General features: G+C 56.3%; 12 protein-coding genes and 2 rRNA genes. 7 read left to right on the top strand and 7 right to left on the bottom strand.

Translation table 11 applies throughout. The features are described from left to right. Both MWU49_RS03285 and rrf read left to right on the top strand, forming a co-directional pair. Positions 1-118: ribosomal RNA gene (locus MWU49_RS03285) — 23S ribosomal RNA — on the top strand; the annotation flags it as partial. Positions 119-310: 192 nt separating this feature from the next. Then, positions 311-426: ribosomal RNA gene (rrf, locus tag MWU49_RS03280) — 5S ribosomal RNA — on the top strand. A 693-nt stretch (positions 427-1,119) separates the two neighbouring features. Here the strand turns inward: rrf and MWU49_RS03275 are convergent. After that, positions 1,120-3,165, bottom strand: coding sequence for an LTA synthase family protein (locus MWU49_RS03275; protein ID WP_246968040.1), 2,046 nt, complete (start codon positions 3,163-3,165; stop codon positions 1,120-1,122). Positions 3,166-3,349: 184 nt separating this feature from the next. On the opposite strand from MWU49_RS03275, the gene MWU49_RS03270 reads away from it, so the two are divergent. The 3 genes from MWU49_RS03270 (at position 3,350) to MWU49_RS03260 (ending at position 5,162) form a co-directional block, all read left to right on the top strand. Continuing rightward, positions 3,350-4,135 carry a thioesterase family protein gene (locus MWU49_RS03270; protein WP_246968037.1) on the top strand — a complete coding sequence of 262 codons (786 nt, stop codon included), beginning with the start codon at positions 3,350-3,352 and terminating at the stop codon, positions 4,133-4,135. Further along, positions 4,132-4,761 carry a 1-acyl-sn-glycerol-3-phosphate acyltransferase gene (locus MWU49_RS03265; RefSeq protein WP_246968034.1) on the top strand — a complete coding sequence of 210 codons (630 nt, stop codon included), beginning with the start codon at positions 4,132-4,134 and terminating at the stop codon, positions 4,759-4,761. Before MWU49_RS03270 ends, MWU49_RS03265 begins: the two co-directional genes overlap by 4 nt. Positions 4,762-4,895: 134 nt before the next feature. Further along, positions 4,896-5,162, top strand: a complete 267-nt coding sequence (locus MWU49_RS03260) for an acyl-CoA-binding protein (protein WP_246968031.1) — start codon at positions 4,896-4,898, stop codon at positions 5,160-5,162. On the opposite strand, the gene MWU49_RS03255 is transcribed toward MWU49_RS03260, so the two are convergent. Then, complete coding sequence (locus tag MWU49_RS03255) at positions 5,139-6,347, bottom strand: tetratricopeptide repeat protein (RefSeq protein WP_246968028.1); 1,209 nt, start codon at positions 6,345-6,347, stop codon at positions 5,139-5,141. The genes MWU49_RS03260 and MWU49_RS03255 overlap by 24 nt on opposite strands. A gap of 210 nt (positions 6,348-6,557) precedes the next feature. Next, positions 6,558-7,493 (bottom strand): DMT family transporter, encoded by a 936-nt coding sequence (locus MWU49_RS03250; RefSeq protein WP_246968025.1) that lies wholly within the window; start codon positions 7,491-7,493, stop codon positions 6,558-6,560. 169 nt (positions 7,494-7,662) lie between these two features. Between MWU49_RS03250 and MWU49_RS03245 the strand changes: the two genes are divergently transcribed. Together MWU49_RS03245 and MWU49_RS03240 are read left to right on the top strand one after the other, a co-directional pair. Next, positions 7,663-8,415: a M90 family metallopeptidase gene (locus MWU49_RS03245; RefSeq protein ID WP_246968022.1), complete on the top strand. Its 753-nt coding sequence runs from the start codon at positions 7,663-7,665 to the stop codon at positions 8,413-8,415. Next, positions 8,412-8,732: an antibiotic biosynthesis monooxygenase gene (locus MWU49_RS03240; RefSeq protein WP_246968019.1), complete on the top strand. Its 321-nt coding sequence runs from the start codon at positions 8,412-8,414 to the stop codon at positions 8,730-8,732. The genes MWU49_RS03245 and MWU49_RS03240 overlap by 4 nt, the downstream gene beginning before the upstream one ends. Here MWU49_RS03240 and MWU49_RS03235 read toward each other — a convergent pair. The 4 genes from MWU49_RS03235 to minC all read right to left on the bottom strand — a co-directional run bounded on the left by MWU49_RS03235 (position 8,721) and on the right by minC (position 13,233). After that, positions 8,721-11,075, bottom strand: a complete 2,355-nt coding sequence (locus MWU49_RS03235) for a hybrid sensor histidine kinase/response regulator (protein ID WP_246968016.1) — start codon at positions 11,073-11,075, stop codon at positions 8,721-8,723. The genes MWU49_RS03240 and MWU49_RS03235 overlap by 12 nt on opposite strands. A gap of 321 nt (positions 11,076-11,396) precedes the next feature. After that, positions 11,397-11,654, bottom strand: a complete 258-nt coding sequence (gene minE / locus MWU49_RS03230) for a cell division topological specificity factor MinE (protein ID WP_246968013.1) — start codon at positions 11,652-11,654, stop codon at positions 11,397-11,399. A gap of 2 nt (positions 11,655-11,656) precedes the next feature. Next, positions 11,657-12,472 carry a septum site-determining protein MinD gene (minD, locus tag MWU49_RS03225; protein ID WP_246968010.1) on the bottom strand — a complete coding sequence of 272 codons (816 nt, stop codon included), beginning with the start codon at positions 12,470-12,472 and terminating at the stop codon, positions 11,657-11,659. Between the two features lie 32 nt (positions 12,473-12,504). Then, the gene (gene minC / locus MWU49_RS03220; protein WP_246968007.1) at positions 12,505-13,233 is read right to left on the bottom strand and encodes a septum site-determining protein MinC; all 729 of its coding nucleotides are present in this window, start codon (positions 13,231-13,233) and stop codon (positions 12,505-12,507) included. Positions 13,234-13,609: the final 376 nt, after the last annotated feature.

Genomic DNA, 13,609 nt, shown 5'->3' with positions numbered 1-13,609 from the left:
CCCTGGGAACTTGATTCCCCTGAAGGGCCGTTGAAGACCACAACGTTGATAGGCTGGGTGTGGAAGCGTTGTAAGGCGTGAAGCTAACCAGTACTAATTGCCCGTGAGGCTTGACTATATAACACCAAAGCAGTCCCGTGACTCCATCGAGTCAGGACAGCGTAAAGACAGTGTGTCAGAAGTCAGCTTGCTAACAATGAATAGCAAACTTCTTATTCCCAATTTGGCTTTGCCGGTCAGTCAAGTAGTCGACCGGTAAGGCAACTTATTTGGTCCTCCTGAGAGAGTTCAGGAAAACCAAACCAGTTTGCCTGACGACAATAGAGTGTTGGAACCACCTGATCCCATGCCGAACTCAGAAGTGAAACGACACATCGCCGATGGTAGTGTGGGGCTTCCCCATGTGAGAGTAGGTCATCGTCAGGCTCTTAAACCAAACAAAAGACCCCCGCCACGAAAGTGACGGGGGTTTTTTGTTTGGTTTAGGAACACGAGGAACTCCTCTCCCTACCTCGCGACGAAGTCGCCATGTGACACCCGATGTACCGAAGGTGCCAGGGTGAGGCGCCGCAGGCGTCCCGAAGGGATAGCGAGCTCGCTCGCTACCTAAGTAGGTCATGACACGCCAGACGCATCACGCATCACGCAACACGCCCAAAACCCAAAACCCAAAAACCTTCGCGTGCAGGCACGCTCCCACAGCGGCAAGGTGGCAAGGGCGTTTCAGCTATCCCAGGCCATCACCATCCAAGCATAAGCACCTGCGAAAACACGGCATGCGCCTTCCTGATGCGCCAGTGCTCACCGATCCTGCGAAAGACCAAGGATCGCCAGCAGGCTGGCTCCTACGGCGGGGATAAGCTGGCGCAGGTGTACTGATCACAGCCTCCCTTATTCTCAAGCTCATGCCTGTACCAGTAGGAGTTCATGCTCGCATGACGATGCCGCCGTTATGGTAACTCCGGATTACGGATCTCCTCTCCCAGCGATCGAATCAGCTTAAGCGGTGTCTTGAGCCAGGCAAAAAAAACGGAAATACCCAAGGGTATTTCCGTTTATGGTTGCTGCATCCGCCCCATGCCACAAGGCAGGGTATGTTTTGTCCGGAATGGTTAATGGTTACGGATTGTCGTCCACGTTGTCATACATCATGTAGCGTGCCGTTTCATACTCGCCACGAGCCAGATCGAAAAGTTTCTTGAAAACTTCTGGATGCTCCGCTGACACGTCCTGCTTGGGCGTATCACTATGCATGTCGTGCAGGGTAGCGTTGCTGCCGTCATCGTTCATGCGCACGAAGAAGTCCCTGGTGACCATGCCATAGACCGGGTGGGGGCCTTCCAGCAGGACGACAAAATTGGCTCTGTCGCCTTCAGGGGCTGGAATCTGGAAATCCCGGCCCAGTGTGGTGTTGCGGTAGTTGAGACCAACCAGGCCAGCCACCGTAGGCATCACATCCACAAGACCTACCGCTTCTTCAATGACCCGTGGTTTCAGGTAGCGAGGGGCATAGATGATGTGGGGGACGTGATTACTCTCCAGGCCGAGTTGCTCCATGGCGGGGGGCATATGGGGCAGGGTGGTAATACGGTTATTGTGGTCACCGAAGAACACGAAAATTGTGTTGTCGTAATAAGCACTTTGCTCTGCCATTTTCATGAATTCGCCCACGTTGTAATCCAGCAGGCGGACGGCATTGAACTGGGCGGCACTGCGGAAGCCGTGGCCGGCCAGTTCTTCGTCGCTCAAATCGGTACGGGCCTGGAAGTCACCATTGTTTTCGGGAATGGTGAACGGCCGATGGTTGCCTGCGGTCTGGATAAAGGCAAAGAAGGGCTGATCATCTGGCAGGGCATTCAGCTTGTCATTGCTCTCTCGGAACAGGTCGAGATCGGAAATACCCCAGACGTCCACATTTCGGGACTGCCAGTCGCCTTCCTCATGCAATTCGAGACCATCAATACTTTGCTGTACCAGTCCGTCCAGGTTAGCCCAGCCTGCGTTGCCGCCAATGAAATAGAACTTCCGGTAACCCTTGAATTCATTCACCAGCATGCGCTGATGACTGGTCAGTGGATTACGGCTGGCACTTTCCGTGGGGGCCACATCAGGGATCCCGGTGAAGGTGGCCCAGATGGTTTTGGCGGTACCGGTAACTGGTACATAGAAATTCTTGAATAACCAGCCTTCTCGACCCAATCGGTCCAGATGCGGGGTGCTTTCGAAGGGAAGGCCATAGCTGCTTACCCGGCTGGCGCCGAGGGATTCCAGCATCACGAAGATCACATTGGGTGGCCGTTCATAGTCGAGCTTATGCCTCTGCACATGCACCATGCGCTCGAAGTTCAGGTCCTGTTGCAAGTCTTCTGGTATGGCAAGATGGTTTGCCATGAGAGGGTAGTATTCGGCGACCTGCTCCTTGTCATAGGGCGACACAGGGATCAGCAGGGAGTCACGGAAATAAAGCACTGGATTGAGCCCCAGTGCGCCGATGGCGCGGTCGCCGGAAACGAAAGCTTCACTCCAGCGTAGGGGAATGGGATTGAGGATGTTGATGTTGGCGACGCGGCCCATGATGGCGAAGAAGAACAGGGCAAAGCAGACCAGAAACCCTGCGCTTGCCTGAAGCCCGGAAATACCGGCAGGTGCGCGTTGCAGCAGCTTGCGCTCAGCGACACGGGCAAGCCAGTAGCTGCTGGCTACACTGACCGTCAGGCCAATTACGATCCAGATTACCGGGTAGCTTTGCCATACCATCAAGGTAGAGTCGCGGGTGTCCTGCAAAAAGCGCAGGGCGGTTACATTCAGGCGCTCACCGAGATAGGCGTAGTGTCCGAAATCGAAAATATAGGTAAGCCCCATGAGTGTCAGGGAAACAATCAGGTAGGCATGCGCAAGAAAACGCATCAGTGCGCTATTGATCAGATTGAAAAAAGGCAGGTAGGCCAGCGCTGCCAGTGGCAGCATCATCAAGAGTGCAAGGCGCAGATCAAAGCGCAGGCCGACGCCGAGCGCATCGATAACTGCGCTCTGGTCGATGCCGGGAGTCGTCGGGACTTCAGAAAAGCCGAAATAAAACAGCGCGCGCAGTATGACCATTAACCCGAAAAACAGGGCGGTAACAGCCAAAAGGTACTGCAAGCGACGGGATTTCAACCAGGACATTGAGTTCTCCAACTGGTGAAACGGAAAAATAGGCGCCTATGCTACCGTTAAGCGGCCTGTTTCGCATGGCAAAATCGCCACCGCCGCAAGGCGGCACAGATTGCCACGGATTTGTCCTGATTGTGCCTTCAAGCCGCTGGCGGGGGATGGTTTACTGCGTTCACGCAGATTGTGGGACCGAGTTATGACGTTTGATGAAGTATTGGCCTCCATTGATGGCAAGGGGCATGGCATTTTGCCGGAGGGCTGGGGGCAGGGACGGGCTCTGTTTGGTGGCCTTGTCGGTGCCGTCTTGTTTGATCACCTGGAAAAGAGTGTGGCTTGTGGACGTCCGTTACGCAGCTTTTCACTGTCGTTCGTGGCCCCTGCGGTCGCCGGGCCGGTGGTGTTGTCCTCTGAAGTGTTCCGTGAAGGGAAATCGGTGATGCAGGCTATGGTCACTGCCCGTCAGGAAGATCAGGTCGTGGCTGCCATGCTGGTCAGTCTTGGTGCCGCCAGGGACTCGTCTGTATGTGTGGCGGCGCCCACATTGCCTAAGATGAAGACGCCTGAAGAGAGTCTGAGGTTCCCCAATATCAAGGGCGTAACCCCCGACTTTCTCAATCACTTTGATATGCGCTACGGCCAGGGACAGCCGCCATACAGTGGTAGTGATGACGCCAGTTTTTGTGGCTATATGGGGTTTTGCGAACCTCCACAGACTATGACCACAGCTGCGTTGATCGCTCTGGTGGATACCTGGCCACCATCCGTGTTGTCGATGTTGCGTACACCGGCACCGGCCAGTTCGTTGACCTGGACCATGGATCTACTGGATGACCCGGCAACCCGTCCTGCAGATACCCTGTGGCGCTATCAGGTTGAGACTGACCAGTGCAGTGAAGGTTATGGCCAGAGCCGTGCCTGCATCTGGGATGCGCAAGGCAAGCCGATGGCGCTGAGCCGGCAAACCTTTACGGTGTTTGCATGAAGCCGGCCTTACCTGCGATCACTCCATCTACCCCGGGGCCATTGGTGCCGCGACGCGGCCACTGGCTGTTAGCCGCGCTTGGGCGGTTGATACTGAAACTGATGGGCTGGCGCATCGTGGGTGAATTGCCCGATGTTCCCCGTGCCGTTCTGGCTGTGGCGCCACATACCTCCAACCTGGACGGCCTGGTGGGGGTCAGTGCGATTCAGGCGTTGCGTGTGAATGTGCGCTTTATGGCCAAGCACACCCTTTTTGAGGGACGCATGGGCAAACTGATGTACTGGCTTGGTGGTATCCCTGTGAACCGTGATGATGCCAGTGACCTGGTAGAGCAGACCGCCCACGCCATGCAGAAAGCGCCTTGCTGGCTGGGAATCGCGCCGGAAGGTACCAGAAAGGCTGCGCAGCGATGGAAGACAGGCTTCTACCGTATTGCCGAAGCCCAGAGCATTCCCATTGTGGTGCTGGGATTCTGCTATCAGCGTCGCCAGGTACGGGTAGTGGGAAGTCTGATACCCACAGGGGATATGGAAGCGGACCTGAACAGGATGGTCGTGATGCTGGCTGATATTGTTCCGCGTCATCCGGCACTGTTGTCCGGGCCGTTCAAGAATCTGTCACGCTGATACTTTCCGTCATGTGTGCCAAATGTACAGAGACCGTTTCTGTGAGTTGATTATGGGCCTTACTCCGAGCACTATTTCCTGCAGCAGGGCAGGGAGCTGCCTGGTCGATTTTTGAACCCATAACAGGAATAAACATGACTGATATCGCTCGCTTTGAACAAGCCCAGAAGGACGTTCAGACCCTGGACCGCAAGCCTTCTAACGATGATCTGCTGTTTCTCTATGCCCACTTCAAGCAGGGTAGTGAAGGGGATGTCAGCGGCAAGCGCCCGGGCATGCTGGATGTGGTCAAGCGCGCCAAGTACGACGCCTGGGCCAAGCTGAAGGGGCTGGATGCGGATGCTGCCAAGCAGAAATACATCGAGAAAGTGGATGCCCTACTTGTATCCCACAAGGGATGATGGCGAACGATTTCCACTGTTTTGCAGCAACTGGGCAATGCCCAGTTGCGCCTCCCCGGCCAGGTTGCGGTAGTACCTTTTAAGTTCTGGCACTTCCTCTTTCAGCGCTGCTCGGACCTGCTCTCTGGCTGCCGCTATGGCCTGCCCCAGTTTTGCCTTGTCGGCTTCCATTTGCTGTTTCTGTTGCACCAGTTCCGGCGGCAGTGCAGTAGAACCCAGAGAATCGAGGCGCTGCTCAAGTCGGGCAAGGCGATCGCGAGCGTCATCCAGCCGCTGCTGCAACTCGATCATCTTCGGCGCGTTGGCGAGAACCCTTTCCAGATCGGTGATTTCCTGCTCGGTGGCCTTTCTCTCCAGCTCCGCCGCCTTGCGGAAGGCTCCATTGGAGAGATCCCGAGCCGATGCATGCTCAATGGCACTATCGAGGGTGCTTTCACGGCTTTCAAGGCACCGCTGCTGGTGTCTGGCGGAGATCAGCTGGCGGGTTGCATTCAGTACCTGGCTTTCACTGTCGCGAACCAACGCGAGCACAACCTGGTCCATCACCGTGGTGCTGTTGCCTGCCACGCTGTTGGTCAGGGCACGGTACAAACGGTCTGGCTGATTTTCCAGTTCCTCCAGCGCTTTCATGTTCTCTGCGGCCTTGTTCAGGGCCAGCTTGTAGACCGGAAGCGCCTGCTCCACTGCACCCTGTCTGCGCCAGTCGTCTCCTGCCAGTACCAGCCCGGAGACTGCGCGGGGATTCCCGGGAAAGCGCGCGGCGATGCGCAGGAACCAGGCTCTGGCCCGTTCCCGGTCGCCATCCTGGCGATAACTTTCGGCCAGTAGCAGGGCGGCATCTACGGCTGCGGGGCTGTTCTGCTCGATGCGGGAGAGCTGTTCACGGGCAAAGGTGGTATCGCCATCGCGTAGTGCCAGAGCTGCCAGGCGAAGCCGCGCATAGTTGCCAAGGATGGGCTTGTTGATGCTCCCGGTAGCCGTGTTGTACTCCACCAGGGTGGGCGCCTGCTGTTCGGCGGCGGGTTCATCAAGCAGGCTGACCAGGGTACGGTCGGCATTTTCCAGAGAGGCGAGTGTGAGTGCCGGCTGGCTGCCTTCCTGGCATGTAGACCCGTGGCTGAATGCGGCTGTAGCGAGTAGCACAGCCGTGAGCAGGGCCTTGATGGGCTGTCTGTTTGCGTCCATGACTCACATTTATTGTTGTTGGTTTTGATGCATGGATGGTGCACTTGCCAATTCAGCATAACAGGAATTGGATCACACAAATTGCCCCAATTTGTACACTTGATGGAATATTGGTACCTGGGTGGGGGAGCGATTGTGATCAGACTGGCACCAATATCGGTAGCTGGCCTGAAGAGCTGGTGATATCGGCTTATCCGTCGCCTACTGCCGTTATCCGAGACGGACCAGTTTGCGGACCGCACGCCAGCGATTGACCAGCAGGGAAAGGAAGATCAGAGAGCAACCCAGGCCCTGTAGCAGAGACATACTCTCAGCAAACCAGAAGGCGGCCATCAGCGCGGTCCACATGGGTTCCAGCACCATAATCACTACTCCGTGACTTTGTAACGACAGGCTCTGGGCGTAGGTCTGCACCAGAAAGCGCATGGCCGTGCCCACGGTGGCACTGAGTACAATCCACATGGCCAGGGTGCCAGTCATGCCAGCAAGGGCGTCTTTCCAGGGCTCGAAGATCAGCGACAGGGAACCCGTTACCAGCCCGACCACTGCCAGTACTACGGTGGTCAGGGCCAGTGCGGGAATGCGTTGCTGCTCTACCGTCTCTCCGTTGGCCCGGCGAATGGCCACCGTGTTGGCGGCACGGGTATTGAGATTGAAATAAAGTGCGAAAATGGCGGCGGCGGTAATGAACAGTAACTGGCCTGCTTCCAGATGCAGACCGCGTTCCAGTGAGAGCAGGGCCAGGCCAATGACCGCCACCGGCAGCGCCAGCCAGGTACTGGCGGGAACCGACTCTTTGAAAAACACCCTTCCCATCACCGGCACCAGTACCACGCCAAGGCTCGTCAGAAAGGCCCCTTCCCCTACGTGGGTGGCAAATGCCAGACCCAATACCCAGAAACACATGGCTATACCGAACACCAGCCCGACGCGGGCGCAACGCCACAGTTGCGCTCTATCCAGGCGAGCCAGCTGAGGGAACGCCACCAGACTCAACAGCAGCGATGCCAGCAGAAAACGCAGGGACATGAAAAGGAGTGGTGGCATGGCCAGCACGGCTTCCCGGGAGAACATCCAGCTGATGGCAGCCAGCAGGGTGACCAGCAGCAGCAGGGCATCGGCTTTGTTGGCTTGGCTGAGGGGCACGTTGCGGGCTTCCATGAATGCGGGTGGCGGATGGTAGCATGGCCGACAGTAAAACCAGGATTCTGTCAGCGCCATAACCATGGCCAATCAGGCCAGATTGTTATGAGGATGCTGGCAGGCAAGCGTGCCTGTAATCCTGTAATGAGCGTCAACCATCAGGGAGAGCCCCATGCTGACTGCATGGCGAAACTGGCGTGATGCCAGACGGGTCAAGAAAATGGGCTATACCCGCGCCCAGTGGGAAGCCGCCGTAGCGGACTGGCCGGTGATGACGCGCTACCAGGGTCAGGAGCGTGAGGCCCTGATGGCACTGACTTTTCGATTTCTGGCCCGCAAGAGTATGGCGCCTGGGGGTAATTTTGCCATTACGGATGCCATGTGTCTGAAGGTAGCCACCATGGCCTGTGTGCCCATCCTCAAGCTGGGCCTGGACTGGTACAACGGTTGGTATACGGTAATTCTCTATGAGAGTGCCTTCATTCCCAATCGTCCGCATCGAACTGCGGATGGTGTGGTCCATGCGCGTGGCCCGGTGCTTTCCGGTGAAGCCTGGCAGCAAGGGCCTGTCATTCTTTCCTGGGAGGACGTGTGCAAGTCAGGCGATGCCAGTAATGTGGTGATTCACGAGATGTCCCACAAGCTGGATATGCGTCATCAGGGGGCCAATGGTGCGCCGCCACTGCATGAGGGAATGAGTCCGCAGCAATGGCATGACATTTTCAGCAAAGCCTTCAAGGAATTGGAGCAGGACTATCACCAGCACCGTCATATGCCGGTAGATGCCTATGCGCTAACCGGCCCGGGGGAATTCTTTGCCGTTTGCAGTGAAGCCTTCTTCGAAGCGCCGCAACAATTGAAGCATGACTGGCCAGCGTTGTATCAGCTGCTTGCACGTTTTTACCGGCAGGGAGAGATGGGATGAAATATATTTTTGAGGTTACCGTGACACCCGGTTTTTCGGTGCAGGAATATGCTGCAGGCTGGGTGGAAGCCAGCCAGATTATCCAGCAGTCAGAAGGCGCACAGGGTACCTTTCTGCATCGAAAAATTGGTGCCCCGGATACGGTGCTGGCGATTGCCCACTGGGAAAGCAAGGCGCATCGTGATGCCAAGGATGACTGCCGTAGTGAGAGGGTCAAAGCGATCCTGGCGAAGCACGCCAGGGTGGTTTCTGTGAAGGTTATCGGGGAGTACGAGGATCCCGAGTGGCAGGTGCTTCCGGATCAGTTAAACCGATGACCACTGCTGCAGCTTCTGACGCAGCTGGTCGAGGGTAACCGGTTTGGCGATATGGTCGTCCATGCCACTGGCAAAGCAGCGTTCCCGGTGTTCGGTGGAGGCATGGGCCGTGAGTGCCAGGATGGGAATCCGCGGATGGTTTTCCCTGTTTTCCAGTTGGCGTATCAAGGCTGTGGTCTGATAACCGTCCATGTCAGGCATTTCACAATCCATCAGGATAATGTCCGGGCTGACTGACTGGGCTTGAAGCTTTTCCAGGGCTTCTGCCCCGCTACTGGTGAGGGTGGCGCTGACTGATAGTTGCTTCAGCAGGGCACCAATAACCATCTGGTTGACGGCGTTGTCCTCGACGACCAGGACTTGCAGGTTTGCCAGTTTCTGCCCTGTCACTGGCGGGTGTTGGGTCGCATCCATGACGCTGCGTTTGAGGGGGAGGCTCAGGGTAAAGGTAGACCCTTTGCCTGGTTCGCTGTGAGCTTCCAGCCGTCCTTCCATGAGCTCTGCCAACTGGCGGGAGATCGCCAGTCCGAGTCCTGTCCCGCCGTATTTACGTGAAGTGGAACTGTCTGCTTGCTGAAAGGAGGTGAACAACATGCTGACTTCCCGGTCGTTCATGCCAATGCCCTGATCTGTGACCTGACAATGCAGCAGGATGACTTCGGGGTTACGGGTTCGACCGGCTTCTGCACGCAGTGTTACCGTGCCTTGCTCGGTAAACTTCACCGCATTGGAAAGCAGGTTCAGCAGTATCTGGCGTAATCGTGTTGGATCGCCTTTAACCCATGCAGGCAAGCTTGCGTTCCAGTCACTGACCAGGCGAATGCCTTTCTGTTCAGCATTGGCGTGGAAGATCATCAGGCAGTCTTCCAGCAGTTTATGCAGGTTGAACGTGCTGACTTCCAGCTCCAGCTTTCCAGAACTGATCTTGGAGAAATCAAGGATGTCATTGATGACGTTGAGCAAGCTGTTGCCAGCACTGTAGATGGTATCCATGTAATTACGCTGGGTGGCATCCAGTCGCGTACTTCTCATCAACTCAGCCAGTCCGAGGACGGCGTTCATGGGGGTACGAATTTCATGGCTCATCTTGGCCAGGAAGTCGCTTTTGGCATCGTTCTCTGCCTGCGCGCGGATGATTTCTTTCTGTCGCTGCAGGGTTTCCTTTTTCAGGCTTCGCAACCGATAGGCGAGGCCGAACGACAGCAACACCTGTTGCAGTACCAGTCCAAGCTGAACCCCAATGATATTGAGGATGCCGGGGAGGGTAATCACGCCGTAGGCGCCCAGGGACAGAAGGGCGACGGTGAGCAGGAACATGCTCCAGGCAAAAACAAAGATGCGTGCTTCAGGGTGCCCGCGATAAAGACTGTAGAGCCCGATAAATAGCAGCAGGGCAAGGGTGAGCAAAGCAACGACCCCTTGCAGTGGTGCAACGGTACCGGTTGGCGCTATCAGCAGGATTGCGATGATCATTGCCTGGATTGCCACAGCGGTAAGCAACAAGCGATCCAGCCAACGCCATTGAGCTGTGTTGAGAAAGTCGCGGGCAAACAGCAGCCCTGATAACAGTGTCAGGTAACCAAAAAGGTGATTGGCAGCTTGCGGAAGGATCGTGTCAGCGAACCATAATCGGTGAGCCACACCCTGAAGGCAGGCGATATAGAGGGTGGAGCAGGCAACATGAACTGTGTAGAAGCGGCTGCTTTTCTCTCTACCTCCCAGCCATAACACGAGGTGGTAGAAGAACAATCCGATCGCGATCCCATAGAAACCGCCCATCAACCATTCGTGAGCACTTTGTTGTTCAATGAAGTTGTCTCGACCACTGAGGCTCAATGGAACGGTCATGGCGCTGCTGATGCTGTAGACCCTCAGGTACAAAGTACGAGGCTCGTTGGCGGGCAGGGTAAAGGGTACGGTGAAGGTGCGCAGGCGTACCGGTCGGCTGGTGAAGGGGCGAGTGTCACCCATACGCCATGACTGGGTGGTAGTGCCGTCGGTGAGGAAAAAGTCCACATTGTCGAGAACGGCGTAGTCGACCTGCACCCAAAGTGGCAGTTCATCCATGCCGGTATTCTCGAGACTCACGCGAAACCAGCAGGCATCCTTGCGGTAGCCAAAGTTGATGCGACTCCGTTCCAGTGGTTGGTATTTCTGATGGCGTGCATCATTAAGCGTGGAGCGGCCCGTGCCATCGCACCAGCTCTGCATGTAGCGTCCCAGTTCGACAGTCTTAACAGGGTCATGGACTTCAAGGTGGCCAGCTCTGAGGGCGTGTATTGACAAGGCGTGTACAGGCAATGCCATCCCGATAAACAGGACTGCCAGCCAGAACCGTGTCATCGCCTTTCCCTTTGCCAAGACATCTCCTCGGGTTTTCTGGTTGCGCTGGATATTCGCAAAGGGTGCCAGAAAACCTGTTGTTATTATGTGACGGTTCGCGGTTAGGCAATTCGTCTGAGGGTTACAGGGACTGCATCATTGTGTCTTGGATTGAGGATAATCCTGTCCTGAGAACCGCGCAAAAGAATGGGAAGGATTTGCTGGTATCAGTTTGTAAGCTTCTCCCGCATGGTCGAACCAGCAGTATGAACGGGGTTCTTTATGCATAAAAAAAGCGAACCATGAGGTTCGCTTTTCATCTCTCGGCGTTAGCCATCCCATTCAGGGTGTGCCTTCCGGAAGGGTGATGTTCAGCTCGAGGATTTCACAACCGGAGTCGCGATCCAGCTGAATGTTGACCGCATCCTGATCGACAGGCACATATTTGCGTACAACCTGCAACAGCTCTTCCTGAAGCTGAGGAAGATAGTCCGGTCCGCCACGGGTGGAGCGTTCACGCGCTACAATAATTTGCAGTCGTTCCTTGGCCACCGACGCACTTGTCTGCTTCTTGGGAAGCAGATAACTGAAGATGCTCATCCTTAGCCCCCAAACAGTCGGCCCAGCAGACCTTTCTTGTTAACAGTGGTAAAGCGGTGTGGCAACTGGTCGCCCAGGAAGCGGGCCACTGCATCGCTATAGGCCTGACCGGCATCGGAATCAGTATCCAGAATCACCGGGCTGCCAGCATTACTGGCGTTCAATACGGCCTGGGATTCGGGGACCACGCCCAGCAGTTCGATGGCGAGAATTTCCTGCACATCTTCCACCGACAGCATCTCGCCTTTTTCTACCCGCTCCGGAGAGTAACGGGTCAGCAGCAGGCGGGCGGGGATATCACCGTTGCCTTGTTCGGCGTGGCGGGTCTTGCTGGCCAGGATACCGATCATACGATCGGAGTCGCGGACACTGGACACTTCCGGGTTGGTCACCACCACGGCCTCGTCGGCGAAATAGGCGGCCATCAGGGCACCTTTTTCAATACCCGCCGGGCTGTCGCAAATAATGTAGTCCATCTGCATGTCATCACGCAGGGCGTTGAATACGCCTTCCACGCCTTCCTGGGTGAGGGCGTCCTTGTCGCGGGTCTGCGAGGCCGGGAGGATGAACAGGTTGTCCACCTTCTTGTCCTTGATCAGCGCCTGCTTGATGTTGGCATCGCCATTGATCACGTTGACCAGGTCGTAGACCACACGGCGTTCGCAGCCCATGATCAGGTCCAGGTTACGCAGGCCCACATCGAAATCGATAACGGCAGTCTTAAAACCGCGCAGGGCAAGCCCGGTAGCCAGTGCTGCACTGGTGGTGGTTTTGCCGACGCCACCCTTGCCGGATGTCACGACCACGATCTTTGTCACGCTCTTCTCCTTACCTTCACAGTCCCTGAGCGCTATTTCAGCGCGGTAAAATGCATCGCCTCGCCCTGCAGGGACAGGTGCACAGGCTGGTTTCGGTGTGCATCGGGCAGGTCTTCGGCCACCCGATAGTGCCCGGCGATCGACACCAGCTCGGCATTGAGCTGCTGACAGAAAATACGGGCCGTAGTATCGCCCCTTACGCCGGCCATGGCCCGGCCGCGCAGGTTGCTGTAAACATGGATATTGCCTTCCGCCATGATTTCCGCGCCGGTGCTCACCGGCGCCAGTACGATCATGTCTCCCCGGCTGTAGACTTGCTGGCCAGATCGTACCGGCTGCTCCACCACCAGAGTCTCCACCCGCTCAGCAGCGCTGGCGTCGGGTTCGCTAGTGCCTTCCTGGCGCGGCGCTTCGGCACGGCGGGGGATATCGCGGCCGCCACTCAGGCTCAGCGTCCCAAGCCCCACCAGTGAGGCGGTGGCTTCATCAATACGTTCGTTACGTGCCAGCGCGACAAGGTTTACACCCAGATTGCGCAGGGTGTCCACGGCGGGCAGCAGGTTGGCGGTGTCGAGCTCCACATTGTCGGGGATGTCGATCACCACGGGAGCCTGTTGCAGCCATTCAGCCGCGTCGTCCAGTCGTTGGCTGATTTCCTGGTGCAGTTGATGGGCATCCAGGGTATTGAGCTGCAGGACCGTCATCATCAACATGCGGCCCTTGAATTCGAGTACCGATTTTTCTTCTACGACTGCTGTCATTCCTGACCTGTGTAGCTGGGCGAGGCGCTGGATGCGCGGGTAAAACCCGGAGGGGGCGAATTTCGCAAAGACTAGACCAAAGGGCCGGCGCGCGAAAGCGCCAAATGGGTGATAAGAATGTTAAATCTGCGTGTCGGGTGGATGACGATGATTCAACTGCCGGAAAAAGCAGCGTTTGTATAAAAAACGAACAGATCAAAAGTCGTCGAAGTGTGACCTGGTTGTATTTTGAACAAACCTTGGCGTAGGAGCGTCGCTTGCGGCGCGATAACCAGAACCTTTAAAGGCAATGTTCACCATAGAGTGCACACAGCACACAGAGATTCAACCCTATTTCATCAGTGATCTCTGTGCCCTCTGTGGTGAAAATGCTTTT

This window comes from Alcanivorax sp. S6407 (assembly GCF_023016115.1).
Lineage (GTDB): Bacteria > Pseudomonadota > Gammaproteobacteria > Pseudomonadales > Alcanivoracaceae > Alcanivorax.
This window is presented reverse-complemented; position numbering and strand designations above follow the sequence as displayed.

Excerpts from the sequence above, each read along its gene's own strand:
- MWU49_RS03275 (WP_246968040.1), bottom strand. The coding sequence starts at position 3,165 with ATGTCCTGGTTGAAATCCCGTCGCTTGCAGTACCTTTTGGCTGTTACC.
- MWU49_RS03270 (WP_246968037.1), top strand. The coding sequence starts at position 3,350 with ATGACGTTTGATGAAGTATTGGCCTCCATTGATGGCAAGGGGCATGGC.
- MWU49_RS03265 (WP_246968034.1), top strand. The coding sequence starts at position 4,132 with ATGAAGCCGGCCTTACCTGCGATCACTCCATCTACCCCGGGGCCATTG.
- MWU49_RS03260 (WP_246968031.1), top strand. The coding sequence starts at position 4,896 with ATGACTGATATCGCTCGCTTTGAACAAGCCCAGAAGGACGTTCAGACC.
- MWU49_RS03255 (WP_246968028.1), bottom strand. The coding sequence starts at position 6,347 with ATGGACGCAAACAGACAGCCCATCAAGGCCCTGCTCACGGCTGTGCTA.
- MWU49_RS03245 (WP_246968022.1), top strand. The coding sequence starts at position 7,663 with ATGCTGACTGCATGGCGAAACTGGCGTGATGCCAGACGGGTCAAGAAA.
- MWU49_RS03240 (WP_246968019.1), top strand. The coding sequence starts at position 8,412 with ATGAAATATATTTTTGAGGTTACCGTGACACCCGGTTTTTCGGTGCAG.
- MWU49_RS03235 (WP_246968016.1), bottom strand. The coding sequence starts at position 11,075 with ATGACACGGTTCTGGCTGGCAGTCCTGTTTATCGGGATGGCATTGCCT.
- minE (WP_246968013.1), bottom strand. The coding sequence starts at position 11,654 with ATGAGCATCTTCAGTTATCTGCTTCCCAAGAAGCAGACAAGTGCGTCG.
- minC (WP_246968007.1), bottom strand. The coding sequence starts at position 13,233 with ATGACAGCAGTCGTAGAAGAAAAATCGGTACTCGAATTCAAGGGCCGC.